Genomic DNA, 25,114 nt, shown 5'->3' with positions numbered 1-25,114 from the left:
GCCTCAGCGTCGAATTAATTGAACTGCTTCAGGAAGCGCAGGTCGCCTTCGTAGAACAGGCGCAAATCGCTGATTCCATAACGCAGCATCGTCAGGCGCTCGAGGCCGGAGCCGAACGCGAAGCCGATGAATTTTTCCGGGTCGAGCCCGAAGTTGCGCACCACCGTCGGGTGCACCTGGCCGGCGCCCGAGACTTCGAGCCAGCGGCCCTTGAGCGGACCGGAGCCGAACGCGATGTCGATCTCGGCCGATGGTTCGGTGAACGGGAAATACGATGGGCGGAAGCGGACCTTCAGATCGTCGGTCTCGAAGAAGGCCTGGACGAAGTTCAGGTACACGCCCTTCAGGTCGGCGAAGCTGATGTTTTCACCGATCCACAGGCCTTCGACCTGGTGGAACATCGGCGAGTGGGTGGCGTCGCTGTCAACGCGGTAGGTGCGGCCCGGTGCAATGACCTTGATCGGCGGCGTGTGGGTGCGGGCATAGCGCACCTGCATCGGGCTCGTGTGCGTGCGCAGCAGCAGCGGCTTGCCGGTGCTGTCGTTGCCATCAATGTAGAAGGTGTCCTGCATCGAACGCGCCGGGTGATTCTCGGGGCTGTTCAGTGCGGTGAAGTTGGTCCAGTCGTTTTCGATCTCGGGGCCGTCGGCCACGTCGAAACCGATGGAGCGGAAGATCTGCTCGACGCGTTCCCAGGTGCGCATCACCGGGTGGATGCCACCCTTCGAGCGGCCACGGCCGGGCAGCGTCACGTCGATGGCTTCCATGGACAGGCGCGCCTGGAGCTGCGCCTCGGCGAGCGCATCGCGGCGCGCGGTCAATGCCTGTTCGATTTGTTCTTTGGCGGCATTGATCAAGGCGCCCTGCGCCTTGCGCGCATCGGGGTCGAGCTTGCCCAGACCCTTCATCAGGTCGGTCACCTGGCCGGTCTTGCCCAGGTACTTGGCTTTCGCATTTTCAAGCGCGGCGGCATCTGGCGCCTCCGCGAAATCGGCACGGGCCGCGACGACGAGTTCTTCCAGGTTCATGCTTGTTCTTTTCCTGTTTTTCGTTGGCGGGAGACGCCAGAATCAAAAACGGGGCACAGGTGTGAACCTTGCCCCGCTTCTTTGTGCGCCACGCCCGATAAAGGGCGCGGCACCAACTTGCTTAGCAGCTTAACGAATCAAGCAGCCAGCTTGGCCTTGACGGCGCTGACAATCGCGGCGAATGCCGGCTTGTCATGCACAGCCATGTCGGCCAGGACTTTACGGTCCAGTTCAATGGCGGACTTCTTCAGGCCGTTCATGAACACGCTGTAGGTCATGCCGTGCGAACGCGATGCCGCGTTGATACGGGTGATCCACAGTGCGCGGAAGACGCGCTTCTTGTTGCGACGGTCACGGTACGCGTATTGGCCAGCGCGCATGACTGCTTGCTTGGCAACACGATATACCTTGCTGCGACGACCGCGGTAACCTTTGGCAAGGTCAAGAACCTTCTTATGACGGGCACGTGCTGTAACCCCACGTTTAACTCTAGGCATAGTAGCTCCTTAGTGTGAGATTAAGCAGATGGCATCATGCGGTAGACGGACGTGACGTCTGCTGCATTGATGTTGCGGGTGCCGCGCAGTTGGCGCTTGTTCTTGGTGGTCTTCTTGGTCAGGATGTGACGCTTGAACGCCATACCCGATTTCACAGTACCACCTGGACGCACGCGAAAACGTTTCTTCGCGCTGCTTTTGGTTTTCATTTTTGGCATAGTCATCTGCCCTCGCGGACAGTCTCATATGTAACAGGATTGCAGGTGGCAGCGACGCTGCTCTTAGATGCCTACTTTCACTTGTTTTGCAGCAGACGTTGAGTCGGCTACAACCTGCTTGTCGCAAACAGGAATCGAAGATTGTAGCACAGCTTCTACGCGCTGCGATAGCCGACAGCGAGAAACAAGAAAGGTCGGCGACACCGCCCGTACAGACGCAATAAAGCCGGGCCGGGCTGCAGACGATGTCTGCAACACGGGCCCGGCTCTGGATGCTCCCGGCGAAGAGTTACTTCTTCTTCCTCGGCGCGACCACCATGATCATCTGGCGACCTTCGAGTTTCGGGAACTGCTCCACCTGACCGACTGCATCGAGATCCGTGCGCAGACGCTCGAGCACACGCATACCGATATCCTGGTGGGCCATTTCACGACCGCGGAAGCGCAGCGTGATCTTGGCTTTGTCGCCTTCTTCCAGGAACTTGATGAGGTTACGCAACTTGATGTTGTAGTCACCGTCATCGGTACCCGGGCGGAATTTGACTTCCTTGACCTGGATGATCTTTTGCTTGAGCTTCGCCTCATGCGCCTTTTTTTGCTCCGAATACTTGAACTTGCCGTAGTCCATCAGGCGGCAGACCGGCGGGACCGCGTTTGGCGCGATCTCGACCAGGTCGACGTTCAGTTCTTCGGCCATCCGGAACGCGTCGGCGAGACTAACGATGCCCAATGGCTCGTTCTCTACACCGTTCAAACGCATTTCAGGATGGGTGATCTCGCCATTGATGCGATTATTCTTGTCAGTAGCTATGTTGTTTCCTTTGAACGTATTGAAATTTGGCCGGAGTTACTTCGTCTTGGCGGCGACTTCGCCCACCAGACGTTCCACGAGCGCATCGACGGACATCACGCCCAGATCGACATTGCCTCGGGCTCGCACAGCCACGGTATTCGCGTCTTTTTCTTTATCCCCAACAACGAGAATATACGGCAGTTTTTGGACGGAATGTTCACGTATTTTATAGGTGATCTTCTCATTGCGCAAATCAGCGTGAACACGCAGGCCCGCCGCACGCAACTTCGCCTCGACTTCTTTCACGTAATCGCCTTGCGCATCCGAGATGTTGAGCACAGCCACTTGCACCGGCGCCAGCCAGAGCGGCAGCGCGCCCGCATAGTTTTCGATCAGGATGCCGATGAAACGTTCCATCGAACCGACGATCGCACGGTGCAGCATTACTGGCACGCGGCGGGTGTTGTCTTCTGCCACGTACTCGGAACCGAGGCGCCCCGGCATCGAGAAGTCGACCTGCACGGTGCCGACCTGCCATGGACGGCCGAGGCTATCCTTCAGGTGGTACTCGATCTTCGGACCGTAGAACGCGCCCTCGCCCGGCAATTCGGTCCAGGTCACGCCGCAGGCGCGCAGCGCCGAGCGCAGCGATTCCTCGGCCTGGTCCCAGACCTCGTCCGAACCGATGCGGCTGTCGGGACGCAGCGCCAGCTTGACGTCGATATTGGCAAAGCCGAAGTCGTCATACACGGCCATCGCCTGGGCGTGGAACGACGTGACTTCGCGCTCGACCTGCTCTTCGGTACAGAAGATGTGGCCATCATCCTGGGTAAAGCCGCGCACGCGCATCAGGCCGTGCAGCGCACCGGACGGCTCGTTGCGGTGGCACTGGCCGAATTCGCCGAAGCGCAGCGGCAGGTCGCGGTACGAGCGCATGCCCGAGTTGTAGATCTGCACGTGGCCCGGGCAATTCATCGGCTTCAATGCGTACGAACGATTCTCCGACTCGGTCGTGAACATATTGTCGCGGTAGTTTTCCCAGTGACCGGTCTTTTCCCACAGCGTGCGGTCGAGAATCTGCGGCGCCTTGACTTCGCTGTAGCCGGCGACCTGGTACTTGTGGCGCATGTACTGCTCCACCTGCTGCCAGATCGTCCAGCCCTTCGGATGCCAGAACACGAGGCCCGGGGCTTCTTCCTGGAAGTGGAACAGGTCCAGCGACTTGCCGAGTTTGCGGTGATCGCGCTTTTCGGCTTCTTCCAGCATGTGCAGGTACTGCTCCTGGTCTTCCTTCTTCGTCCAGGCAGTGCCATACACGCGCTGCAGCATCTCGTTCTTCGAGTCGCCGCGCCAGTAGGCGCCCGCCAGCTTCATCAGCTTGAAGACTTTCAGCTTGCCGGACGATGGCACGTGCGGGCCGCGGCACAGGTCGGTGAAGCTGCCTTCGGTGTACAGCGAGACATCCTCGTTCGCCGGGATCGAGGCAATGATTTCCGCCTTGTAGTGCTCGCCGATCGACTTGAAGTACTCGACGGCTTCGTCGCGTGGCAGCACCTTGCGGGTGACCGGCTCATCCTTCTTGGCCAGCTCGGTCATCTTCTTTTCGATGGCGGTCAGGTCGTCCGGGGTGAATGGGCGCTTGTACGAGAAGTCGTAATAGAAGCCGTTTTCGATGACCGGGCCGATCGTCACCTGGGCTTCAGGGAACAGTTCCTTGACCGCGTGCGCGAGCAGGTGGGCGGTCGAGTGACGGATCACGTCCAGGCCTTCCGGGTCGCGGTCGGTGACAATGGCGAGATCGGCATCGGCATCGATCAGGAACGACGTATCGACCACCTTGCCATTGACCTTGCCGGCCAGCGCCGCCTTGCCCAGGCTTGGGGCAATGCTCTGTGCTACCTGCGCCACAGTCACGGGACCGTCAAACTGGCGGCTGGAACCATCGGGAAGTCGGACGTTCAACATGCTGTACTCCAATCGTGGCGCCGCGCGCCGTTAAATAACAAAAATCAAGGATAGTAAAATCTGGACGAAAAAAAACGCGGGCTAGCCGCGTTGATTCGTTGTGTTAAGCAAAAGCACACCCCTTCGCGTCTAGCGATTCCCCCACAACGTCGTTGTAGTTCGCGGTGTCATAACCGTGGTGCCTTTCTCGCTCTTACAATTCGAAGTTCAAACAAGCTACTGCGCGTTTGCACTTTCGGTCTGCGATGCTCGCCGTACATTCGTACGACTGCGCTTCTCAACCAAAACTGCTGCCGCTCGCTACGCTTCTTTGCACTTCTCTATTCTGGTGGGCGGTGCAGAATTCGAATCTGCGACCCCTTGGATGTCGACCAAGTATTCTAACCAGCTGAACTAACCGCCCGATGCCGCCATTATAGGGAGTCGATACGGGAACTGCAACCCTCGCACAAAATTTATTGCTGACCAGGCCGTTCTGCTGCACCGGCGCCAATGATTTACACTGGTGCCCCGTTCGACTATTGATTGCATGGCGATGACGTACAAGCCGCACGACCCTTCCCACCTGCATGCCCACCTCGACGGTGATGCAAGCCATTCCCATTCCATCGAAGCGCGCAGCCAGAAGGCGCTCATGTTCGCGCTGGGACTGACGCTGCTGTTCGCGCTGGTCGAGGTCATCACCGGCTTCCTGTCGAATTCGCTGGCCCTGATCTCGGACGCCGGCCACATGGTCACCGACGCCGCAGCCCTGGGCCTGGCCCTGCTTGCGCAAATGATCGCCAAGCGTCCCCCATCGGCGCGCCACTCGTTCGGCTTCGTGCGCGCCGAAGCGCTGGCCGCGTTCGTCAACTGCCTGGTGATGCTGGCCCTGGTGGGCTGGATCGGCTGGGAAGCCATCCAGCGCCTGATGCATCCGGAACCCGTCAAGGGCGGCATCGTGCTGGTCGTGGCCGCCCTGGGCGCCTCGATCAATCTGCTGGTTGCCTGGATCCTGTCGCGCAACAACGACAGCATCAACACCCGCGCTGCGCTCGTCAACGTGATGGGCGACCTGCTCGGCTCGCTGGCCGCCATTGCCTCGGGCGCGATCATCTATTTCACCGGCTGGCTGCGGGCCGACCCGATCCTGTCGATCTTCGTCGCCCTGCTGATCCTGCGCTCGACCAGTGGCATCCTGCGCGAGTCGTACCATTTCCTGATGGAAGGCGTGCCGCACAAGATCGACTTCGTCCTCGTCGGCGCCGACATGGCGGCCGTCGACGGCGTGCTGGGCGTGCACGATATGCACGTCTGGGACATGTCACCCGGCCATCCGGCGCTGATCGGTCACATCGAGATCCGCAGCCTGGAACAGTGGCCCGCCGTGCTGGAAGCCGTACGCGCGATGCTGCGCGCGCGCCATGGCATCGACCACGTGACGCTGCAACCGGAAGCGGCCGGCGGCAAATCGCTGTGAAACCAGCGGTCAACATTGTTTCGCCACTATTCGTGTAAGCACAGGCCCACCGGAGGCGAGCGCGTGCGCCGATAGCCCGGTAGGGCAATCGGCGACATAATGCACGCATGGACCTTACACCAAACGTATTCGACACCCTCATCATCGGCGGCGGGCCGGGCGGCCTGACCGCCGCCATCTATCTGCGCCGCTTCACCCGCAATGTCGCGCTGGTCGACAAGGGCAACAGCCGCCTGGCCTGGATTCCCGTCTCGCACAACTATCCCGGCTTCCCGGACGGGATCAATGGCAAGCTGCTGCTCGACCAGTTGCGCTGCCAGTTGGGCAAGTACGGCGGCCACGTGATTCCCGGCGAAATCAGCAACCTGCGCATCGACGACGGCCTGTTCATCGCCGACTGCACGGGCCCGGACGGCGACGTCACCGAGATGCGCGCCCATACGGTGCTGCTGGCCACGGGCGTGGCCGACGTCGGCATGCCGGTCGAGCGCTGGGACGAAGCGGTGGCCAGCGGCGCGGTGCGCCTGTGCCCCGTGTGCGATGGCTACGACGTGATCGACAAGCGCATCGCCGTGGCCACGGCCGAAGTCAACCCGGTTGGCCACGCCCTCTTCATGCGCAGCTTCAGCCGCGACGTGCTGCTGTTCGAGCGGGCCGACGAGTCGGTGGTGGACGCCGACCAGCACGCGCAGCTGCAGGCAGCGAGCGTCCAGCATATTGCGTCACCGCTGGCCGGCGTCACGCTGACCGATGACCTGAAACCCGTGCTGCACACGCGCGACGGGCAATCCTACGAATGCGATGTGTTCTACCCGATGCTGGGCGAGAATGCACGCTCCGCCCTGGCGGCCAATCTTGGCGCCGAAACGGTCGAATGCGATACGCTGACGGTGGACGACCATTGCCGCACGGCGGTGCCGGGCCTGTACGCGATCGGCGACGTCACGCGCGGGCTGAACCAGATCGCGGTGGCCACCGGCCAGGCGGCGATTGCCGCGACGACGATCCACAACACGCTGCCGTGGGCGCTGCGCTGAGGGGTTGAGCGTTACTGGCCGCCGGCCAGTTTGCGGCGCCGTTCGATCGCTGCCTGCGCGGCCGTGTCGCCCGCCGCCTCGGCGCGCTGCGCCTGTACGCCCAGCCACGCCAGCAGCGGCCGGCGCCAGCCCTGCGTTGACGCCGTGTCGACGGCCAGTGCGATCCCGGCCGGCGTGATGCGGCTCGCCTTGAACTGCGCGCCAGCCGCAACCAGCCGCGCCAGGGGATCGGCAATGCTGTCCAATGCGCCTCCACTCACAATAGCCCGATGCTGCTCCGGCAGCAGCGCCACCTCCAGCCCATCCCACTGCCCGGCCAGATAGGCGGCGTAGGCGCGCTGCGCCGGTGTCGCATCCGGCGCCAGCGCCGCGTAACCCGGACAATCCTCGAACACCAGACTGGCCACCTGCGCCGCGCAGCGCACCAGCTCCACCTGGGCGACGTGATCAGGTCGCCCGGTGGCAGTGGTCTCGGCGCGCGCTTCGCGGAACTCGGCATTCGACGCCGCCGTGTGCCCTTTCAGGTAATCGTCAACGGACGCGTCGAGCGCGCCCTTGGCGTTGGCCTGCCAGTCGGGCGGCAACGGCTTGCTCGCGCAGCCGGCCAGCAAGGCGGCAATCATCAGTGGAAGGCACTTCATGGCAGCTTGATCTCCGGATTGGTGCGCGCGAATGGCCACTTGCGGTTGATTTCCTCGACCAGGCGATTCACCTTGCGCAGGCTGGCATCGACGTCGCCGCGCAGTGCGCTCAGGTCTTCGGTGGCTTCGCGCGTGTTGGCGCCGACGGCCTGCGCCTCGACCAGCACGGCGTCGACTTTCTTCAAGGTGGCGCTCGCGTCCTTCAGCACGACATCCAGCTGGCGCACGGCCGCCTGGGCGTCGTCCATCACGCCGGCCTGGCCGAACACGCGCTGGTCGGCCTTGGCCAGGATCACGTTGACGCGGTCGAGCGCTTCCATCAGTTTCTTCGCTTCTTCGTCGCCACCGAGCGCGCCACCGAGCACGCCGTAGCGCCCCGACATGCGGCCGGTGACGGCCGACAGGTTCGACAGGCTGGTGTTGACGTCCGACCCCGACGACGTCATCGTTTCCAGGTTTTCCAGCAGCCCGCGCGCCGTGGCGACGATGCGCGGGATTTCCGCGGTGGCGTCGCCGCGCAGCACGGTGCGAGTCGAACCGGCCGGCAGCGGCGCATCGGTCAGCACGCCCGTGTAGGCACGCAGGCGCGTTTCACCGACGATGCTCGACTCCAGCGTGAACACGCTCGATGCGCGCAGCCACTTGGCGTCCTTGCTCTGGACATCGACCAGGATATTTACCTTGCCGGTGTCGGCCAGTTCGACCTGGCGCACGCGCCCGATCGGAAAGCCGGCGAACGTCATGTCCATGCCGGGGATGACACCGGTCGAATCGTCGGCCACGAGCGTCAGGCGCTGGGTCGGCTCGAACACGCCGCGCGCGTACATCACGTAGAACACGAAGCCGCAAATCATCAGCCCCAGAAAAACGAGGAGAATCACGGCCTTGGTTTCAACGTGCTTTGGCTCGTCGGGAAGCGCGCTATCGGGAATCTGGTCCGTCATGTCAATGTGGGTCCTGTCAATCAGATGTATTTCAGTGCAAGCGAGGCCGCTTCGATCACGATCAGCACGAACAGCAGGCGCAGGGCGCCCGGCTGCACGGTCGAGACCAGACGGCGCGGGTAGCGCTGCAATTCGAGGATGGCCGCCGTCGGAATCAGCGCCACGGCCAGGCCGAACAGCACCGTCTTGAGCACGAAGCCGGCCGTGACGGTTGGCGCAAACACGCGGCCCACCGTGCGGGTGTAGTCGCCCAGGCCCCACGGCGACACGCCGTAGACGTTCAGGTAGGCCAGCAGCAGCACGACGATGGACGTGACCAGCGCCAGCGTCAGCACCGACACCGCATTGGCGATCAACTGCGGCACCAGGTCGCTGCGCATGCGGCGCAGCGCATCATCACTGGCGCCACGCGCAGGCAGCGCGCGACGCGCAAGGCCGAGGGCCGACGCGTCGAACGCCATGCTGGCGCGCAGCGCGACGAACAGCGCCGCGCACAGCGGAATCAGTTCAAGCACCAGCACCCGCACCACCATCTCGAGCGCAAAGCCGGACAAGCCGTAGCTCTTGGCCGTGACCAGCACGATGCGGATGATGACGAGGCTGACCAGGCACGCGGCCAGCGTGAACCAGGGCAGCACCTGCCAGGTGCTGGCATGGATGTGGCGCGCGGTGGCGTGGAAGCGCTCGCGCTGCCAGGTGGACGGCGAGAATGCCAGCACGATGGCCACAGCGCCCAGATGGATCATGTACCACCAGCTGCGCAGATAGCGTTTGACGTGCGCGAACCAGAGTTCGGGATGGGCAATGGAAGGAAGCGAGCGCGGCATGGGCTGAATGATACTGCGGTTGCGGCAGGCTGCGCGGCCCGGTGACAAATGATTACGTCACCTCGCCGCGCAGGGGCTTGACACTACTGCCGCTTCGCCTCCATCACGCCGCCCACTTCCATGATCGCCGCCAGCGCTTTCTGCGCCTGCGCCGTCGACCCGATTTCGGCCGTGAAGATCATGCGCGCCTGCCCCTTGGCGCTTTGCGTGTTCACGCCGATCACATTAATCTTCTCGCGCGAGAAGACCTCGGAGATATCGCGCAGCAGCCCTTGCCGGTCCTGCGCCAGGATGAACAGGTCGATCGGGTAGACCGTCTCGGTTCCCGCTGAGCCCCATTCGGTCTGGATGACGCGTTCCGGTGACTTGGCCTGCATCTCGGAGAAGTTCTTGCAGGTCAGGCGGTGGATCGAGACACCCTTGCCGCGCGTGACGAAGCCGATGATCGGGTCCGGCGGCGCCGGCTTGCAGCACTTGGCCAGCAAGGTCATCAGCCCCTCGGTGCCCAGCACCAGCACGCCCGACTTGGCGCCCTGCTCCACGCTCGAAGCGCGGCTCTTGTTGTCGAACTTGGGCTCCTCGACCGGTGGCGGCTCATCGCCATCGTGCAGCGCCGCTTCCACATGGCGCAGGCTGAACTTGTCCTTGCCCACTTCGATGAACAGTTCGTCCACCTTGGCAAAGCCCAGCTTCTGCGCAAGCAGTTCCAGGTTGACGGCCGTCTTGCCTTCGCGCTGGAGCGACTTTTCGACGAGCGCGCGGCCATGGGCCAGCGTTTCGGCCTGGTCCAGCGCATGGAACCAGGCGCGGATCTTGGAGCGCGTGCGGCTGCTGACCGCGTAGCCGGGACTGAGCCAGTCGCGCGACGGCCCCTGGTTGCCACTGGAGCCTTTGGCCGTGATGATCTCGCAGGTCTGGCCGTTTTTCAGTTGCGTATTGAGCGGCACCATCACGCCATCGATGCGCGCGCCGCGGCAGCGGTGGCCGACATCGCTGTGCAGGTGGTACGCAAAGTCGATCGGCGTGGCGCCCACCGGCAGTTCGAGCACGCGCGCCTGCGGCGTCAGCACGAAGATGCGGTCGTCGAGCGTCGTGGCCTTGAGCTTTTCGACCCACTCGCGCTGCAGTTCTTCCTGGCCCGACACGGCGTCCGAGACGTCGGTCTTCCAGGCCAGCAGCTGGCGCAGCCACGCGATCTTTTCGTCGTATTGCTGGCTCTTGAAGTTCGAGCCCCCTTCTTCTTTATAGCGCCAGTGCGCGGCGATGCCGTATTCGGCAAAGTTGTGCATCTCCTGCGTGCGGATCTGCACTTCGAGCGGCCGCCCGTCTTCGGCCATCACCACCGTGTGCAGCGAGCGGTAGCCATTGGGCTTCGGGCGCGAGATATAGTCGTCGAATTCCTTCGGCACCGGCGTCCAGATATTGTGGATCACGCCCAGCACCGTGTAGCAGGTCTTGATGTCGGGGACGATCACGCGAAACGCGCGCACGTCATACAGCTCGGTGAAATCGAGCTCCTTGCCGCGCATCTTGCTCCAGATGCTGTAGATGTGCTTCGGCCGGCCCGACACGTCGGCCGGAATCGACGCCGCTGCCAGCTCGCTTTGCAGGCGCTCGATCGACGAGGCGACGAAGCTTTCGCGCGACATGCGCTTTTCTTCGAGCATCTTGGCGATGCGCTTGTAGGTATCGGGTTCGATGAAGCGAAACGCCAGGTCTTCCAGTTCCCACTTCAGTTGCCAGATGCCGAGGCGGTTAGCCAGCGGCGCATAGAAGTCCAGCACCTCGCGCCCATACGCGCGCGTGACATCGTCGAACCGCTTGTGTTCGGCGAAGTGGCGCAGCGTGGCCGCGCACGAGGCCAGGCGCATCAGCACCACGCGCATGTCGGTGGCCATCGCCAGCAGCATCTTGCGCAGCGTCTCGTTTTGCGCCGCCGCCTGCTGGGCGGCGTTCTTGCCGCTGCCCACGGGCGCGCCGCCGGCGGTCAGGTCGCGCAGGCGGATCAGCTGATGCACGCCCTGCACGAGCGCGACGACGCCGGCGCCGAAGCGTTCTTCCAGATCGCTGAACACGGCCGGATCCATCAGCGCCAGCTCGAACACCAAGCCGGCGATGCGGGTTTCGGCATCGGTATTCAGGTACGCCAGCGTACCGGCGGCGCCGAGCGAGAATTCGAACGCGCTCTGGCCCGAGCCGGCCAGGCGCGTGCCATAGGCGCCCAGCGCGTACTCGAGCGCGCCGTGCACGCGCACACAGTCCTCAGGGCTCAGGCCCTGTACCAGGCCGGTCTTGGCATCCCCTAACAGTGCGGTGGAGACCATGCGCTCAGCGCAGTGCGGCGATGACGCACACCTCGACCAGGCAGGCCGGGTTGGCCAGCTTCGCTTCGACGGTGGCGCGCGGCGGCGTGTGGCCCTGGGCGACCCACTCGTCCCAGACGTCGTTCATGCCCGGGAAGTTGTCCATGTCCGAGATGAAGATATTGCACGACAGGATGCACGATTTGTCGCTGCCGGCCTCGCCCAGCAGACGGTCGACGTGGCCCAGCACTTCGCGCATCTGGCCATCGATGCCCTGGGTCGTGTCTTCGGCGATCTGGCCAGCCAGGTACACGGTCTCGTTGTGGATGGCGACTTCGGACAGTCGCTTGCCTACGTGCAGTCGTTTGATTTCCATGATGTCTTTCTGTTCGATAAAGGTTGATTCAGGCCGGATCGTCATGATCCCGTGCCGGTTAAAAAATCGCGGGCAATGGCAATCTGGTCGGCGTGCACGAACGTCGGCGCATGGCCCACGCCGGGTATTTCGACCAGGCGCGCATGCGGCCCGCGTGTCGTCATCTGCTGCGCCGTGGCGCGCGAGAGCAGGTCAGACTGTTCGCCACGCACCAGCAGCGTGGGACACGTGATCGCATCCCAGGCTGCCCACAGCGCCGCTTCGTCCTCGGCCGCGCGCTGCACCGTCATGCTGCGAAATGGCTCCGCCAGGTTCAGGTCGTAGTGACGGCGCCACTGGCCGTCGGCGTCCTGGCGCAGCACATCGCTGGCCAGCTTGTGCCACTCGTCGTCGGCATGCGGCCCGAACGTGCCCGAGACGGCCTTGATGTAGTCCGCGCCCGCGGCAAAGCTCGGGAAGCGCACGTCCTGGCCGATGTACTCGCCGATGCGCTGCAGCGCCTCGCCGCCGAGCGCCGGGCCGATATCGTTGATCACGAGCCGCGAGACCGGCGAGTGTTCCAGTGCCGCGAGCGACATGCCGATCAGGCCGCCCATCGAGGTGCCGAACCAGGCGACATCCTCCTTGTCGGTTCCGGCAGTCACGCGGGCAATCAGCGTGACCATGTCGGCCACGTATTGCGCCACCTGGTAGCCGGACGGATCACGCAACCGGTCGGAGCGGCCGCGCCCGACGATATCCGGGCACACGACGCGCCAGGTGTCGCACAGCGCCCGCGCCAAATGGTCAAAATCATCCCCGACGCGGGTCACGCCGTGCACGCACACGAGCACCTTCGGATTGTCCGCCGCGCCCCATTCCTTGTACGCGACGCGGTGCAACCCGGCAGGCGACATGCACTGGACGCTCTTGAATCTGGGCTCGGACATTGCGACTCCGGAATAAGAAAATCATGAAAGGCGCCTGGCTGCTTTCGCGCGCGGGAGGCGTTACGGTTAGAATTCTACCAATTCTGAGGGAGTTCCCCCCATACGCTCGCCAACGGGCATTTACCCATGAGGACACAATGACATCGACCATGCTAAACGGTAAAACGGCTCTCGTCACCGGATCGACCTCGGGCATCGGCCTGGGCATCGCACGTTCGCTGGCCGAACAGGGAGCCAATATCGTGTTCAACGGCTTCGGCGACGCGCAGCAGATCGAAAAACTCTACACCGATATCGGCGCCGAGTTCGGCGTGCAGACCGCGTACCACAATGCCGACATGTCCAAGCCGGCCGAGATCGCCGCACTGATGCAGTATGCCAGCGACAAATTCGGCGGCGTCGACATCCTCGTCAACAACGCCGGCATCCAGCACGTCGCGGCGCTCGAGGATTTTCCGGCAGAGCGCTGGGATGCGATCATCGCCATCAACCTGAGCTCGGCGTTCCACACGACGCGCCTCGCGCTGCCCGGCATGAAGCAGAAGAACTGGGGCCGCATCATCAACCTGGCCTCGGTCCATGGCCTGGTGGGTTCGAGCCAGAAGTCGGCCTATGTCGCCGCCAAACACGGGCTGGTCGGCCTGACCAAGGTCACCGCACTGGAAACGGCGCAGACGGGCGTCACCTGCAATGCGATCTGCCCCGGCTTCGTGCTGACGCCGCTCGTCCAGAAACAGGTGGACGACCGCGCTGCACGCGAAGGGCTCGACAACGACGCCGCGCGCAAGGCGCTGCTGCTCGAAAAACAGCCCTCCGGCGAATTCGTCACGCCCGATGAGCTGGGCGCGCTGGCCGTGTTCTTCTGCAGCCCGGCGGCAAACCAGGTGCGCGGCGTGGCCTGGAATATGGACGGCGGCTGGGCCGCTCAGTAACAATTCTCTCCTCGCGACCGGGCCGTCGGTCCGGTCGTGCACACTGCCAGTGCGAAAATTTCCACGCTGCACTGCTGCAGTGCAGCATGCGGATTTCCACAATAGCTTGCACCGGCTGATTGCGCCACCATGGCATCACTACCAACCTCGTTGAAGAGTTGCCATGAAGAAGCCGTTTTATAAAATCCTGTACGTCCAGGTACTGTTCGCCATTGTTCTTGGCGTGTTGCTGGGCGTATTTTACCCAGAGGTAGGCACCGCGATGAAGCCACTGGGAGACGGCTTCATCAAACTGATCAAGATGATCATCGCCCCCGTGATCTTCTGCACCGTCGTCGCCGGTATCGCCGGCATGCAGGACATGAAGAAGATCGGCCGCGTCGGCGGCAAGGCGCTGCTGTACTTCGAAGTCGTCTCGACCTTCGCCCTGGCCATCGGCCTGGTCGTGGCCAACGTCGCCAAGCCGGGCGCAGGCTTCAATGTCGATCCGGCGACCCTCGATTCGAGCTCGATTGCGCAATACACGACCAATGCGCATGCCCAGACCACGACCGAGTTCATCATGCACATCATCCCGACGACGTTCGTGGATGCGTTTGCGACGGGTAACATCCTGCAAGTGCTGCTGGTGGCGATCCTGTTCGGTTTCGCGCTGTCGATGATGGGCGAGCGCGGCCGTCCGGTGACCAAGTTCATCGACGACATCTCGCACGTCATCTTCGGCATCGTCAACATCATCATGAAGGTCGCTCCGCTGGGCGCGTTCGGCGCGATGGCGTTCACGATCGGCAAGTACGGCATCGCGTCGCTGCTGCCGCTGGCCAAGCTGATGGGCTCGTTCTACCTGACCTGCGCCCTGTTCATCTTCATCGTGCTGGGCGCAATCGCCCGCTTCACCGGCTTCTCGATCTTCAAGTTCATCCGCTACATCAAGGAAGAACTGCTGATCGTGCTGGGTACGTCGTCGTCGGAAAGCGCGCTGCCAAGCCTGATGCGCAAGCTGGAAAACCTGGGCTGCGCCAAGCCGGTCGTCGGCCTGGTCGTGCCAACCGGTTACTCGTTCAACCTGGACGGCACCAACATCTACATGACGATGGCAGCCCTGTTCGTGGCGCAAGCAACCAACACCGACCTGACGCTGACCCAGGAACTGACCATCCTGCTGGTGGCGATGCTGACCTCGAAAGGCGCATCGGGCATTACCGGCGCCGGTTTCATCACGCTGGCCGCGACGCTGGCAGTGGTGCCGACGATTCCGGTGGCCGGCATGGCGCTGATCCTGGGCATCGACCGCTTCATGAGCGAAGCGCGCGCGCTGACCAACTTCATCGGCAACGGTGTCGCCACGGTCGTCGTGTCGAAATGGGAAAACGAACTCGACATCAAGCGCATGGACGATGTCCTGCATAACCGCGTGATCGTCGAAGACCAGACCACGATGAAGGCCGTGCGCGAAGCAGCGTAACGAGAGCAATGTAACTAGCCGAAAAGCCGTACCTTACGGGGTGCGGCTTTTTTTTGGCACTCAGCATTTCCCATGAACGAAGCTGCCTGCAGTGCGACTGCGCAAATCTTCGTAGACAACTCGATCTAGACAAGATAATCTAGAAATATCTTGCCGATCTGAGGAAGCCATGCCGCACACCCCTGACGCGCCCAAGCCCACGCCTGCCGAACTCGACCTGCTACAAGTGCTGTGGCCGCTAGGCGCTGCCACCGCCAAGCAGGTGCATGAGGCAATGCTGCCGCAACGGCCCGACGTGACCTACGCGACGGTGCTGCGGCTGATGCAGGTCATGCACGCCAAAGGCTTGCTGGACCGCGACGAGCGTGAACGCTCGCACATCTACAGCCCGGTCCACGCGCGCGATGCGCTGCAGGGCAATCTGCTCAACGACCTGATGCAGCGCGCCTTCGCTGGCTCGGCCAAGGCGCTCGTGCTGGCGGCGCTCAAGAGCGGGATCTCGAAAAAGGAACGGGCCGAGATCGAACAACTGCTGAAGGACGGGGACGGCCAATGACCGCCGCCCACCTGGTCGCCAGCATTGGCTGGACACTCGTCGAATTCATCTGGCAAGGCGCGCTGATCGGCTGCTCCGTAGCGCTGGCCATGAGCCTGTTGCGCAATGCGCGTGCCGGGCACCGGTATGCCGTCGCCTGCACCGGGCTGTTGCTGTGCCTGCTCTGGCCCGCGGCCGAACTGGCCGCGCGCCTGGCCGGCACGCAGGATCTGTCCGCCCAGCCAATGGCGGCCTTTGCCAGCGGGCTGATTGCCAGTCCGCTCGACGACAGCTGGCGCACCGTGTTCGAACGCAGCCTGGGCTGGATCGTCGGCACGTGGGGCGTCTGCGCTCTTGTGCTCGCATTGCGGATGATCGCAGGGTTGCTGTGGTTGCACCGCGCCGCAGCGGCCGAGGCGTGCGAACCAGCCTGGCAAGCCCGGCTCGACCAGATGGCGCAGGCCGCCGGCATTGCACGGACGGTGCGGTTGCGGATCGTCGCGGGCCTGGGCAGCCCCGTCACCTTCGGCTGGTGGCGGCCGGTGGTGCTGGTACCGGCATCGCTCGTGTCCGGCATGCCGCCCCACCTGCTTGAAGCACTGCTGGCGCACGAACTGGCCCATATCCGGCGTCACGACTACCTCGTCAACCTGCTGCAGAACGTGGTCGAGGCGCTGCTCTTTTATCACCCGGCAATCTGGTGGATCTCGGGACGCATCCGCGCCGAACGGGAACTGGTTGCCGACACCATCGCAGCAAGACAACTGGGCGAACCGCGGCGCCTGGCGCTTGCGCTATCCGAACTGGAACGACACCAGTTTTCAACCCAGCATCTGGCCCAGGCGGCCAATGGAGGCAATCTCATGCAACGCATCAAACAACTCGTTCGTCCCGACACCCAGGCCCTGAACTGGAAAGCCGCGCTTCCGATACTTGGCCTGGCCCTGGCCGCCCTGGCCGGCTGCACGAGCACGGCGCCGGTCAACCCGTTCGCCGCCATGCCGGACAACGACACGACGTCGCCGATTGCAAAATTCAATACGTGCGCAAGGCCCGTGTACCCGGCCGATGCGCTGGCGGCCAAGATCGAAGGCACGGTGACGCTGGGGATGCTGGTCAAGGCTGACGGCAAGGTGCGCGAAGCCGTCGTGCGCAAGACCAGCGGCAACGGGTCGCTTGACGAAACGGCGCGCGCCGCCATCGCCAAATGCACCTTCCAGCCGGGCACGGTGAATGGCGCGCCGAAGGAACAGTGGACCGAAGTGCAGTATGTGTGGGTCGCGAGCTGAGGACGCACCATGTGGAAACATACCCTTACATCGATCGCCGCCCTGAGCCTGATGGGCGTACTTGGCGGCTGCGCGCAGACGCCGCCCGCCCCGACGGAGTTCACGGCTGTGCCGGCCTCGAAAGGCGGGCCTGACATCACGTCGTGCAGCCGGCCGGTTTACCCGCCGCAAGCGCTGGCAAACAAGATCGAGGGGACCTCGACCATCGGCTTTCTGATCGGGTCGGACGGCAAGGTGCTCAATACGCGACTGTACAAGTCGAGTGGCGACGCGTCGCTTGACGAGGCAGCGCGTGCTGCCCTGGCGTTGTGCATCTTCAAGCCGGCCATGGCCAAGGGCAAGCCGGTAGCAGCCTGGGTGCCGGTACAGTACGTGTGGACGCTGCCATAAAGGCAGAATGACAAGGGCGCCGACCCGCGGCGCCCGTCATTTCCCGCTGGTTGCGTCTCAGACGGCCGACGTGTCGAGCTCGCAGCCAGTGGCGGCGACGATCTCGTCCACACTCACGCCGGGCGCCAGCTCGACCAGCTTCAGGCCGGTGGCTGTCACGTCGACCACGCCCAGGTCGGTGATGATGCGGTCGACCACACCGACACCGGTCAATGGCAGATCGCACTTCTTCAGCAGCTTGTGGCTGGTGGAACCATCCTTGGCGGTGGCGACATGCTCCATCACCACGACCACGCGCTTGACGCCGGCCACCAGGTCCATCGCACCGCCCATGCCCTTGACCATTTTCCCCGGAATCATCCAGTTGGCCAGGTCGCCTTCTTCCGAGACCTGCATCGCCCCCAGGATGGCCAGGTTGATCTTGCCGCCGCGGATCATGCCGAACGAATCGGCCGAGCTGAAGTAGGCCGAGCCGGGCAGCGCCGTCACGGTCTGCTTGCCAGCGTTGATCAGGTCGGCGTCGACCGCATCGTCCGCCGGGAACGGGCCGATGCCGAGCAGGCCGTTTTCGGATTGCAGCGAAACCTCGATATCCTTCGGTACATAGTTTGCCACCAGGGTTGGCAAGCCAATGCCCAGGTTCACGTAGAAGCCGTCTTGCAGTTCCAGCGCCGCGCGGGCGGCCATTTCATCACGAGTCCATGCCATGTTGTTGTCTCCGTTTCTGTCGTCGAATGAAAGCTCAGGTGCGCACGGTGCGCTGCTCGATGCGCTTTTCGGGCGACGGGTTGTGGACGATGCGGTGCACGAAGATGCCCGGGGTGTGCACGTGGTCGGGATCGATCTCGCCGGTCTCGACCAGCTTTTCGACTTCGACGATGCAGATCTTGCCGGCCGTGGCGACGTTGGGGTTGAAGTTGCGGGCGGTCTTGCGAAACACGAGGTTACCCGAGCGGTCGGCCATATAGGCCTTGACCAGCGACACATCCGGGAACAGCGCATGCTCCATCACATAATGCTCGCCATTGAATTCGCGCGTTTCCTTGCCTTCGGCGACGATGGTGCCGTAGCCGGTCTTGGTGAAGAACGCCGGAATGCCGGCGCCGCCGGCGCGCAGCTTCTCGGCCAGCGTGCCTTGCGGCGTGAATTCGAGTTCGAGTTCGCCGGCCAGGAACTGGCGTGCAAACTCCTTGTTTTCGCCGACGTACGACGCGATCATTTTCTTGATCTGGCGTGTCTCGAGCAACTGGCCCAGGCCGAAGCCATCGACGCCCGCGTTGTTGGAGATGGCGGTGAGATGCTGGACACCCGAATCGCGCAATGCCGCGATCAGGGCTTCCGGAATACCGCACAGGCCAAACCCGCCCACGGCGATGGTCTGGCCGTCCTGCACGACACCGTCGAGTGCCGAGCGCGCGTCTGGATACACTTTATTCATACCTGTCCCTTTTATAAGTTTGAGAACCCGTCTCAGCATAGAATACCGGCAGCCCATGCACAATACCGTAGAACTACCGCCATGCCGCCCCACGTCCACGCCAACGAACGCCCCCCTGACCCGCCTCACATGAACCTGCTGCACACGATTGACTACGAGATGATTTTCCAGCACGCGCCCGTCGGCATGTGCATCTCGCGCGACCGGGTGATTCAGGCCTGCAACGGCGCGCTGGCGGCGATGTTCGGCTATGCGGCCGGGCACCTCACGGGCTCGTCGTTCTCGGTGCTGTATCCGACGATGGACGAATTTTTGCGCACGGGCGACCGCATCATTCCCATCATGAATGCGAAGGGACGCTACTCCGACGAGCGCATCATGCGCCGCGCCAATGGCGAGCTGTTCTGGTGCCACGTGACGGGACGTGCGCTGTCCCCGCTCGAGCCGCTGGGCGCGGGCGTCTGGATCTTCGAGGATGTGAGCGAGAAGCGCCCCGTGACGGCGCAGCTGACGCCGCGCGAGCGCGAAATCGCCGCGCTGCTGGTCGAGGGCAAGACCAGCAAGGTGATCGCGCGCGAAACCGACCTCAGCCCGCGCACGGTCGAAATGCACCGCGCCAGCCTGATGCGCAAGTTTGCGGCATCGACGTCGGTGGAGCTGGTGCACAAGCTGGTGGGTGCCGGCTAGGCGCTGTCACAGGTCACCCAGTTTTACCTGGGCAGGAACGGGCATCGATGTCAGAGGCATGCTGCATGCCAGCGCGCCGGCCAGACCATCACGTTCCCACGCATGCGCCACGGCTGCCGAACTGCCGAGCTTGATGACCGCCTCATGCCGACACCACAGCCTGTAAAACATGGCGTGACGCTGTTCCGGCGAGCATGCCAGTACAAGCGCTGTGTCGTGTGCATCAAAAGCGTGCTGCGCCATCGATGCCACGTCGCGCGTGCGGTCGATACGCTCGATATCGATGCCGAGCGCGACGCCAGTAGCGGCTGCGCACGCTACCCAACGGCCGCTGTGCGAGATACTGAAGCCGATATCAGCGCATGCAAGCAATGCGGGTGCCTGACCGGGCCGCTCGAGCAATGGGATTGTCTCTGGTGCGCATGCCAGCAGCCGGCCCAGCGCCAGTCGCAGCAATGCGCGTCCGACAATGAACTGGCGCCTGCGCTCCGGTCGCACAAACCTGGCACAGCGTGCCCGCTCGGATTCACCCAGCCAGGCCGCGCACGCGGCGAACAGATCGTCACCGACCTCATCCGCATCGACCAACCAGACCAGCAGATCCGCGCCAGGCGCCACGATGATGGTGTCGTTTATTTCAATTTGACGAAGTCGGCCTTGAGCGCAACGCCGCTCATGATCGCGCCTTCATGGCACTCGAATTCGGTCTTGCTCGAGCGCTCGACATTCTTGTAGTTGCTCACGATATTGACGACCGCATCGGCACCCAGTTCCCTGGCCCGCGTCTGCAGGCGCATCATGGCTGACAGGAAGACCCAGTTGCACGATGTCTCGAACGCCTTGCCGAAGGCGTTGGTCTTCTGGCTGGTCTTGTCGGAACCCAGGCGCCGCGCGATTTCCGGGGTCGGCTGATCGCCGAAGTAAAACTTGATCTCATCACCGAGCCGGGCTTTGGCATTGTTGTCGTTCAGCGCGACCTCGATCGGAAGGAAGTGGACGGAGTCGGCTGCCTGGACCGGCAAAGTGGTCAGCAACATGGCAGCTGCGATGGTCAGGATACTTTTTTTCATGTGTTTCTCGATACCAGAATGGATGGGGTGGCAGGTAACGCACGGGGATCGTGCGCTACCCGTGGAGAACATTAATTGGCTGCCACCGCGCCGTCGTCAGCGCCCGTCGGGCCGCCGACCGCACGCTCGTAATTGTCGATCGTGTAGCTGCTGGCCAGCTTGGCCACCCGGAACAGCATCAGGTTGTCCTGGACACCGAGCGTGAAGCCACCGCTCATTGCGCCGGCACGCTGGAAGAACTGCGGCTCGGCGATGACCTTGCCGTTCTGGTCGCGGTACGTAACGCGCATCAGGACACCCGAACTGCCCGCGAACGGGCCGAGGAATACGCGTTTGGTACTGCTCTTGAACGAGATCTGTTCCACGACCGGCTCCACCGTCAGTGTGGTGCCATTGCGTGGTACGCCATTCCATTTCGCCAGTGACGGCGCCAATTCCTTCGTGAAGTTCGCAGCAATCTTGCTCAGCGCAGCATCGTTGCCCTTGTAACCTGCAGCGAACATTACCGGCTTGACCTCAATCCGGCTGTAGTTCGAGAAAGCGTGCATCGGCGCTGGATTGGTCAGCGACGACGCCTTGATTTTGGTGGCACAACCGTGCAGCAGTGGCACGGCAGTGACGAGGGCGACGGCGAGGATCGTACGGCGGGTGACTTTCATGGGAATTCCTGTTGTAGGTTTTGGTGGGGACTACCTTTTGAAAATCAGCGACGTGTTGATGCCGCCGAAAGCAAAATTATTGGACATCACGTATTCGCAATCGAGCTTGCGACCTTCTCCCCTGATGTAGTCGAGTGCGCCGCATTCAGGATCGACGTCATGCAGGTTCACCGTTGGCGCGAACCAGCCTTCGCGCATCATCTCGATGCTGATCCACGCCTCCAGTGCGCCGCAGGCGCCGAGCGTATGACCCATATAGCTCTTGAGTGAACTGATCGGCATGCGTGCTCCGAACAGCGCGCTGGTTGCCAGACTTTCTGCCAGGTCGCCATGCGATGTCGCGGTGCCATGCGCATTGACGTAACCGATCGCATCTGGCGTCAAGCCGGCATCCGACAGGCTCAACGCCATCGCCACCTGCATGGTGGCCGCGTTGGGTTGCGTGACATGGGTGCCATCGCTGTTGGTGCCGAAACCCACCAGTTCTGCGTAGATGGTCGCGCCGCGTGCCAGCGCGTGCTCGCGTTCTTCCAGGATCAGGCACCCCGCACCCTCGCCGATCACCAGCCCATCGCGCGCCCGGTCGAACGGTCGCGGGCTGGTCTGCGGCGCATCGTTGCGCGTGCTGGTGGCAAACAGCGTATCGAACACCGCCGCCTCGGTCGCATCGAGTTCTTCGGCCCCGCCGGCGATCATGGCCAACTGCCGCCCACTCTTGATCGCCTCGTAGGCATAGCCGATGCCCTGACTGCCCGACGTGCATGCCGACGACGTGGTGATCACGCGGCCCGTCACGCCGAAGAACACGCCAATATTCACCGGCGCAGTGTGCGCCATCATCTTGATGTAAGTCGTCGCGTTGATGCCGCGAGTCGTGCGTTCCTCCATCATGCGACCGAAGTCACCGATCGCGCTCGGCGTGCCGGCCGACGAGCCGAACGACACCCCCATCTGCCCGCTCGTGAGCAGCGGATGGTCAAGCAGGCCCGCATCCTGCAGCGCCAGTTCGCTTACGCGCGTAGCCAGCAGTGCAACCCGGCCCATGCTGCGCGTGGCTTTGCGGTCGTAGTGCTTCGGCAGCGTGAACGGCGCAGCGGGCGCGCCCAGTTGCGTATTGAGCCCCTCGTAATTGGCCCACTCGGGCATGCGCACGATGGCATTGCGGTATTCGCCCAACCGTGCGCGCACCGTCGGCCAGTCGTTGCCAAGGGGGCTGATGCCGGCCATGCCGGTGACGACGACACGACAGCTCATGCCAGCCCTCCGTTCACGGACAGCACCTGCCGCGTAACATAGCCAGCGTCTTCGGACATCAGGTAACTGACCGCCGCTGCGACTTCTTCAGGGCGGCCAACGCGGCGCGCCGGCACCATCTTCAATGCCTCGTCGATCGGTACGCCACCAAGCATCTCGGTGTCGATCAGGCCTGGCGCGACACAGTTGACCGTGATGTCGCGCTTGGCGAGTTCGAGTGCGAGCGCTTTTGTTGCGCCGATGATTCCCGCCTTGGCCGCGCTGTAGTTGACCTGCCCGCGATTGCCAATCAGGCCCGAAACCGACGCCATCGTCACGATGCGGCCCGGCTTGCGGCGCTGAACCATCGGCATCACGAGCGGGTTGAGCACGTTGAAGAACCCATCGAGGTTCGTGCCCAGGACGATGTCCCACTCTTCCCCGGTCATGGCCGGAAACGCCGTATCGCGCGCGACGCCGGCGTTGGCGACGACCCCGTAATAGCAGCCGTGCGCCTCGATGTCAGCCAGCAGTGCTGCAGCGGTAGCGTCGCGCTCGCCGATGTCGAACTGCAGCACGCGCGCGGCGCCCCCAGCAGCCACGATCTGGTCGGCCACCGCATCCGCATCGGCACGCCGGTCGCGGCAGTGCACAACGACTGCAAAACCGTCGCGTGCAAGGCGCAGTGCGATCGCCTTGCCGATGCCACGTGACGACCCTGTCACCAGCACTGTTTTCGGGTTACTGCTCATTCAGACTCCGTTGCAAAAACGTTTCCACATTATGGGGTTGAAACACGGTGATCGTGGCACTGGCCAGCTCCACGCCACCGTTGGCATCAAGAATGCGACAATCAAATGCGCCCATGCCGTTGTCGCCCTGCAGCGCGCGCTGCACGTGGATGTGCAGTACGCTACCGGCCGGAAAAGCCGGCATGCTGCACACGTAACGGCGGGTGCCAAGCAAAAAGCCCAACTGCACCGGCTCACCGAGCTGGCGCGCCAGGTAGCCGGCGTGCGCGGCGACTGCCTGCGCCATGTATTCGACGCCTACCCAGGCGCCAACCGCGCCATCAGTGCAGAACAGGCTGTGCGCCCCGATCACGACTTCTGCGCTCAGGTTCTCGTTATCGGCCGCAAGCAGGCGGCCCAATAGCGACATGGCGCCGCTGTGCGGCACCAGTTCCTGGATAGCCGGCAGCGTCATGCAACCCTCCCGAACACCAGCGATGCGTTCGAGCCGCCGAACGCGAATGAATTGCTGAGCGCGTAGCGGATCGGGCGGCCAAGACGCGCGCCCGGCGCCACGACGTTGAGTACCGGCAGCGCAGGATCAGGGACGCCATCCCACAGATGCGGCGGAAGGCAGCCCTCGGGATTTTCGTCCTGCATCGCCAGCCAGCAGAACGCGGCTTCGACCGCACCGGCCGCGCCCAGCGTGTGGCCGGTGAGTGGCTTGGTCGAGCTGACTGCGACCTGCACGCCAAACAGCGCCGCGACTGCGCGCGACTCCATGGCGTCGTTCTGCGGCGTGGCTGTGCCATGCAGATTGATGTAATCGATGGCCCCGGCGTCGATGCCGGCGCGTCGCAGTGCCTCGGTCATCGCGATACGCGCGCCGCCGCCTTCCGGGTCTGGCGCCGACATATGGTGGCCATCGGACGACTCGCCCCAGCCGCACAGCGCCACGGTCGCCGGCGAGCGGCTCATCAGGAACAAGGCCGCCGCCTCACCCAGGTTGACCCCGTTGCGATTCGCGCTCAGGGGATTGCAGCGCGCGCCGCTGACCGATTCAAGGGCTGAAAATCCGGCGACCGTGAAACCGCACAAGGTATCGACACCGCCCGTGACGACGGCGTCGCACAGGCCCATGCGGATCAGACGCGCGGCGCTGGCCAGTGCCTTGGCGCTCGACGAGCAGGCGCTCGAATGCACATAAGCAGGGCCACTGACGCCCAATTCGCGTGCCACGACGTCGGCGCACGATCCCATCTCTTGCTGGCCGTAGTGGAAATCGGCCGGCAACGCGCCGGTATGCAACTCCGTGGCCAGCGCCGTTTCGGCTGCACTGACGCCTGATGTACTGGTGCCGAGGACGACGCCCACGCGCGTTGCACCATACTGCGTGATCGCCGCATCGAGCGCCGGTCGTATCTGTGCCAGAGCCGCCAGCGCAAGCTGGTTGTTGCGACTGCGCAGGCGCAGCGGCAAGTGATCAAGGGACGGTAGCGCACCCGATACACGTCCTAATGGCAATGGCCGCCCGATCGACCAGGCGTCCGACACCGTCAGGCCGCTGACGCCATCCACCAGCAGGCGTTGCGTGACCGCAGCGCGCTCGTGGCCCAGCGCGCATACCAGCGCGCAGTCGTTCAGGAAAGTTGTCGGTTGGGGCATGGC

Annotated in this window: 28 protein-coding genes and 1 tRNA gene; 8 read left to right on the top strand and 21 right to left on the bottom strand. The window is 63.4% G+C overall.

Going from position 1 to position 25,114, the window contains the following annotated elements:
• Window positions 1–14: 14 nt before the first annotated feature.
• The 6 genes from pheS to AC56LN_RS07665 all read right to left on the bottom strand — a co-directional run bounded on the left by pheS (window position 15) and on the right by AC56LN_RS07665 (window position 4,904).
• A complete protein-coding gene (gene pheS, locus AC56LN_RS07690) occupies window positions 15–1,028 on the bottom strand; it encodes a phenylalanine--tRNA ligase subunit alpha (protein ID WP_499570732.1) in 1,014 nt (337 codons plus the stop codon).
• 137 nt (window positions 1,029–1,165) lie between these two features.
• Window positions 1,166–1,525: a 50S ribosomal protein L20 gene (rplT, locus tag AC56LN_RS07685; protein WP_183553077.1), complete on the bottom strand. Its 360-nt coding sequence runs from the start codon at window positions 1,523–1,525 to the stop codon at window positions 1,166–1,168.
• A 20-nt stretch (window positions 1,526–1,545) separates the two neighbouring features.
• A complete protein-coding gene (gene rpmI / locus AC56LN_RS07680) occupies window positions 1,546–1,743 on the bottom strand; it encodes a 50S ribosomal protein L35 (RefSeq protein WP_183553079.1) in 198 nt (65 codons plus the stop codon).
• 289 nt (window positions 1,744–2,032) lie between these two features.
• Entirely contained in the window at window positions 2,033–2,554 is a 522-nt protein-coding gene (gene infC / locus AC56LN_RS07675) for a translation initiation factor IF-3 (RefSeq protein ID WP_183553737.1), read from the bottom strand.
• A 36-nt stretch (window positions 2,555–2,590) separates the two neighbouring features.
• Complete coding sequence (thrS, locus tag AC56LN_RS07670) at window positions 2,591–4,501, bottom strand: threonine--tRNA ligase (RefSeq protein WP_482899148.1); 1,911 nt, start codon at window positions 4,499–4,501, stop codon at window positions 2,591–2,593.
• Window positions 4,502–4,827: 326 nt separating this feature from the next.
• A tRNA-Val gene (locus AC56LN_RS07665) sits at window positions 4,828–4,904 on the bottom strand.
• Window positions 4,905–5,036: 132 nt separating this feature from the next.
• Between AC56LN_RS07665 and AC56LN_RS07660 the strand changes: the two genes are divergently transcribed.
• Window positions 5,037–5,960 (top strand): cation diffusion facilitator family transporter, encoded by a 924-nt coding sequence (locus AC56LN_RS07660; RefSeq protein WP_499570795.1) that lies wholly within the window; start codon window positions 5,037–5,039, stop codon window positions 5,958–5,960.
• Window positions 5,961–6,067: 107 nt separating this feature from the next.
• Window positions 6,068–6,997 carry an NAD(P)/FAD-dependent oxidoreductase gene (locus AC56LN_RS07655; RefSeq protein ID WP_499570731.1) on the top strand — a complete coding sequence of 310 codons (930 nt, stop codon included), beginning with the start codon at window positions 6,068–6,070 and terminating at the stop codon, window positions 6,995–6,997.
• A gap of 11 nt (window positions 6,998–7,008) precedes the next feature.
• Here AC56LN_RS07655 and AC56LN_RS07650 read toward each other — a convergent pair whose 3' ends face one another.
• The 6 genes from AC56LN_RS07650 to AC56LN_RS07625 all read right to left on the bottom strand — a co-directional run bounded on the left by AC56LN_RS07650 (window position 7,009) and on the right by AC56LN_RS07625 (window position 13,017).
• Window positions 7,009–7,638: a hypothetical protein gene (locus AC56LN_RS07650; RefSeq protein WP_499570730.1), complete on the bottom strand. Its 630-nt coding sequence runs from the start codon at window positions 7,636–7,638 to the stop codon at window positions 7,009–7,011.
• A complete protein-coding gene (locus AC56LN_RS07645) occupies window positions 7,635–8,582 on the bottom strand; it encodes an MlaD family protein (protein ID WP_499570729.1) in 948 nt (315 codons plus the stop codon). Before AC56LN_RS07645 ends, AC56LN_RS07650 begins: the two co-directional genes overlap by 4 nt.
• Window positions 8,583–8,602: 20 nt before the next feature.
• The gene (locus tag AC56LN_RS07640) at window positions 8,603–9,409 is read right to left on the bottom strand and encodes an MlaE family ABC transporter permease (protein WP_499570728.1); all 807 of its coding nucleotides are present in this window, start codon (window positions 9,407–9,409) and stop codon (window positions 8,603–8,605) included.
• A gap of 83 nt (window positions 9,410–9,492) precedes the next feature.
• A complete protein-coding gene (locus AC56LN_RS07635; RefSeq protein ID WP_499570727.1) occupies window positions 9,493–11,733 on the bottom strand; it encodes a RelA/SpoT family protein in 2,241 nt (746 codons plus the stop codon).
• A 4-nt stretch (window positions 11,734–11,737) separates the two neighbouring features.
• Entirely contained in the window at window positions 11,738–12,088 is a 351-nt protein-coding gene (locus tag AC56LN_RS07630) for a RidA family protein (protein ID WP_183553092.1), read from the bottom strand.
• A gap of 41 nt (window positions 12,089–12,129) precedes the next feature.
• Entirely contained in the window at window positions 12,130–13,017 is an 888-nt protein-coding gene (locus tag AC56LN_RS07625; RefSeq protein ID WP_499570726.1) for an alpha/beta fold hydrolase, read from the bottom strand.
• A 149-nt stretch (window positions 13,018–13,166) separates the two neighbouring features.
• On the opposite strand from AC56LN_RS07625, the gene AC56LN_RS07620 reads away from it, so the two are divergent.
• The 5 genes from AC56LN_RS07620 to AC56LN_RS07600 all read left to right on the top strand — a co-directional run bounded on the left by AC56LN_RS07620 (window position 13,167) and on the right by AC56LN_RS07600 (window position 17,628).
• Window positions 13,167–13,949 carry a 3-hydroxybutyrate dehydrogenase gene (locus tag AC56LN_RS07620; RefSeq protein ID WP_499570725.1) on the top strand — a complete coding sequence of 261 codons (783 nt, stop codon included), beginning with the start codon at window positions 13,167–13,169 and terminating at the stop codon, window positions 13,947–13,949.
• A gap of 163 nt (window positions 13,950–14,112) precedes the next feature.
• Complete coding sequence (locus tag AC56LN_RS07615; RefSeq protein WP_499570724.1) at window positions 14,113–15,414, top strand: dicarboxylate/amino acid:cation symporter; 1,302 nt, start codon at window positions 14,113–14,115, stop codon at window positions 15,412–15,414.
• Between the two features lie 169 nt (window positions 15,415–15,583).
• Window positions 15,584–15,970, top strand: coding sequence for a BlaI/MecI/CopY family transcriptional regulator (locus AC56LN_RS07610; protein WP_499570723.1), 387 nt, complete (start codon window positions 15,584–15,586; stop codon window positions 15,968–15,970).
• The gene (locus AC56LN_RS07605) at window positions 15,967–17,238 is read left to right on the top strand and encodes a M56 family metallopeptidase (protein WP_499570722.1); all 1,272 of its coding nucleotides are present in this window, start codon (window positions 15,967–15,969) and stop codon (window positions 17,236–17,238) included. The genes AC56LN_RS07610 and AC56LN_RS07605 overlap by 4 nt, the downstream gene beginning before the upstream one ends.
• A 9-nt stretch (window positions 17,239–17,247) precedes the next feature.
• Window positions 17,248–17,628: an energy transducer TonB gene (locus tag AC56LN_RS07600; RefSeq protein ID WP_499570721.1), complete on the top strand. Its 381-nt coding sequence runs from the start codon at window positions 17,248–17,250 to the stop codon at window positions 17,626–17,628.
• 57 nt (window positions 17,629–17,685) lie between these two features.
• Here the strand turns inward: AC56LN_RS07600 and AC56LN_RS07595 are convergent, their stop codons facing one another.
• Both AC56LN_RS07595 and AC56LN_RS07590 read right to left on the bottom strand, forming a co-directional pair.
• The gene (locus AC56LN_RS07595) at window positions 17,686–18,336 is read right to left on the bottom strand and encodes a 3-oxoacid CoA-transferase subunit B (RefSeq protein ID WP_499570720.1); all 651 of its coding nucleotides are present in this window, start codon (window positions 18,334–18,336) and stop codon (window positions 17,686–17,688) included.
• A 34-nt stretch (window positions 18,337–18,370) separates the two neighbouring features.
• Window positions 18,371–19,066, bottom strand: coding sequence for a CoA transferase subunit A (locus tag AC56LN_RS07590; protein ID WP_482899161.1), 696 nt, complete (start codon window positions 19,064–19,066; stop codon window positions 18,371–18,373).
• 129 nt (window positions 19,067–19,195) lie between these two features.
• On the opposite strand from AC56LN_RS07590, the gene AC56LN_RS07585 reads away from it, so the two are divergent.
• Window positions 19,196–19,753, top strand: a complete 558-nt coding sequence (locus AC56LN_RS07585) for a LuxR C-terminal-related transcriptional regulator (RefSeq protein WP_499570794.1) — start codon at window positions 19,196–19,198, stop codon at window positions 19,751–19,753.
• Window positions 19,754–19,759: 6 nt separating this feature from the next.
• On the opposite strand, the gene AC56LN_RS07580 is transcribed toward AC56LN_RS07585, so the two are convergent.
• From AC56LN_RS07580 to AC56LN_RS07550, 7 genes are all read right to left on the bottom strand, one after another.
• A complete protein-coding gene (locus AC56LN_RS07580) occupies window positions 19,760–20,371 on the bottom strand; it encodes a 4'-phosphopantetheinyl transferase family protein (protein ID WP_499570719.1) in 612 nt (203 codons plus the stop codon).
• A gap of 14 nt (window positions 20,372–20,385) precedes the next feature.
• Window positions 20,386–20,823 carry an excinuclease ATPase subunit gene (locus AC56LN_RS07575; RefSeq protein WP_499570718.1) on the bottom strand — a complete coding sequence of 146 codons (438 nt, stop codon included), beginning with the start codon at window positions 20,821–20,823 and terminating at the stop codon, window positions 20,386–20,388.
• Window positions 20,824–20,894: 71 nt separating this feature from the next.
• Window positions 20,895–21,482 carry a hypothetical protein gene (locus AC56LN_RS07570; protein WP_499570717.1) on the bottom strand — a complete coding sequence of 196 codons (588 nt, stop codon included), beginning with the start codon at window positions 21,480–21,482 and terminating at the stop codon, window positions 20,895–20,897.
• A gap of 30 nt (window positions 21,483–21,512) precedes the next feature.
• Complete coding sequence (locus tag AC56LN_RS07565) at window positions 21,513–22,736, bottom strand: beta-ketoacyl-ACP synthase (RefSeq protein WP_499570716.1); 1,224 nt, start codon at window positions 22,734–22,736, stop codon at window positions 21,513–21,515.
• Window positions 22,733–23,467 (bottom strand): 3-oxoacyl-ACP reductase FabG, encoded by a 735-nt coding sequence (gene fabG / locus AC56LN_RS07560; protein ID WP_499570715.1) that lies wholly within the window; start codon window positions 23,465–23,467, stop codon window positions 22,733–22,735. The genes AC56LN_RS07565 and fabG overlap by 4 nt, the downstream gene beginning before the upstream one ends.
• On the bottom strand, window positions 23,457–23,921 hold the full coding sequence (locus tag AC56LN_RS07555) for a hotdog family protein (RefSeq protein ID WP_499570714.1): 465 nt from the start codon (window positions 23,919–23,921) through the stop codon (window positions 23,457–23,459). Before AC56LN_RS07555 ends, fabG begins: the two co-directional genes overlap by 11 nt.
• Window positions 23,918–25,111: a beta-ketoacyl-ACP synthase gene (locus AC56LN_RS07550; RefSeq protein ID WP_499570713.1), complete on the bottom strand. Its 1,194-nt coding sequence runs from the start codon at window positions 25,109–25,111 to the stop codon at window positions 23,918–23,920. The genes AC56LN_RS07555 and AC56LN_RS07550 overlap by 4 nt, the downstream gene beginning before the upstream one ends.
• Between the last annotated feature and the right edge of the window lie 3 nt (window positions 25,112–25,114).

Source organism: Telluria sp. ZT3P26, assembly GCF_059686035.1.
Note: the sequence above shows the minus strand (reverse complement) of the source record. Positions and strands in the feature narration are given on the sequence as shown.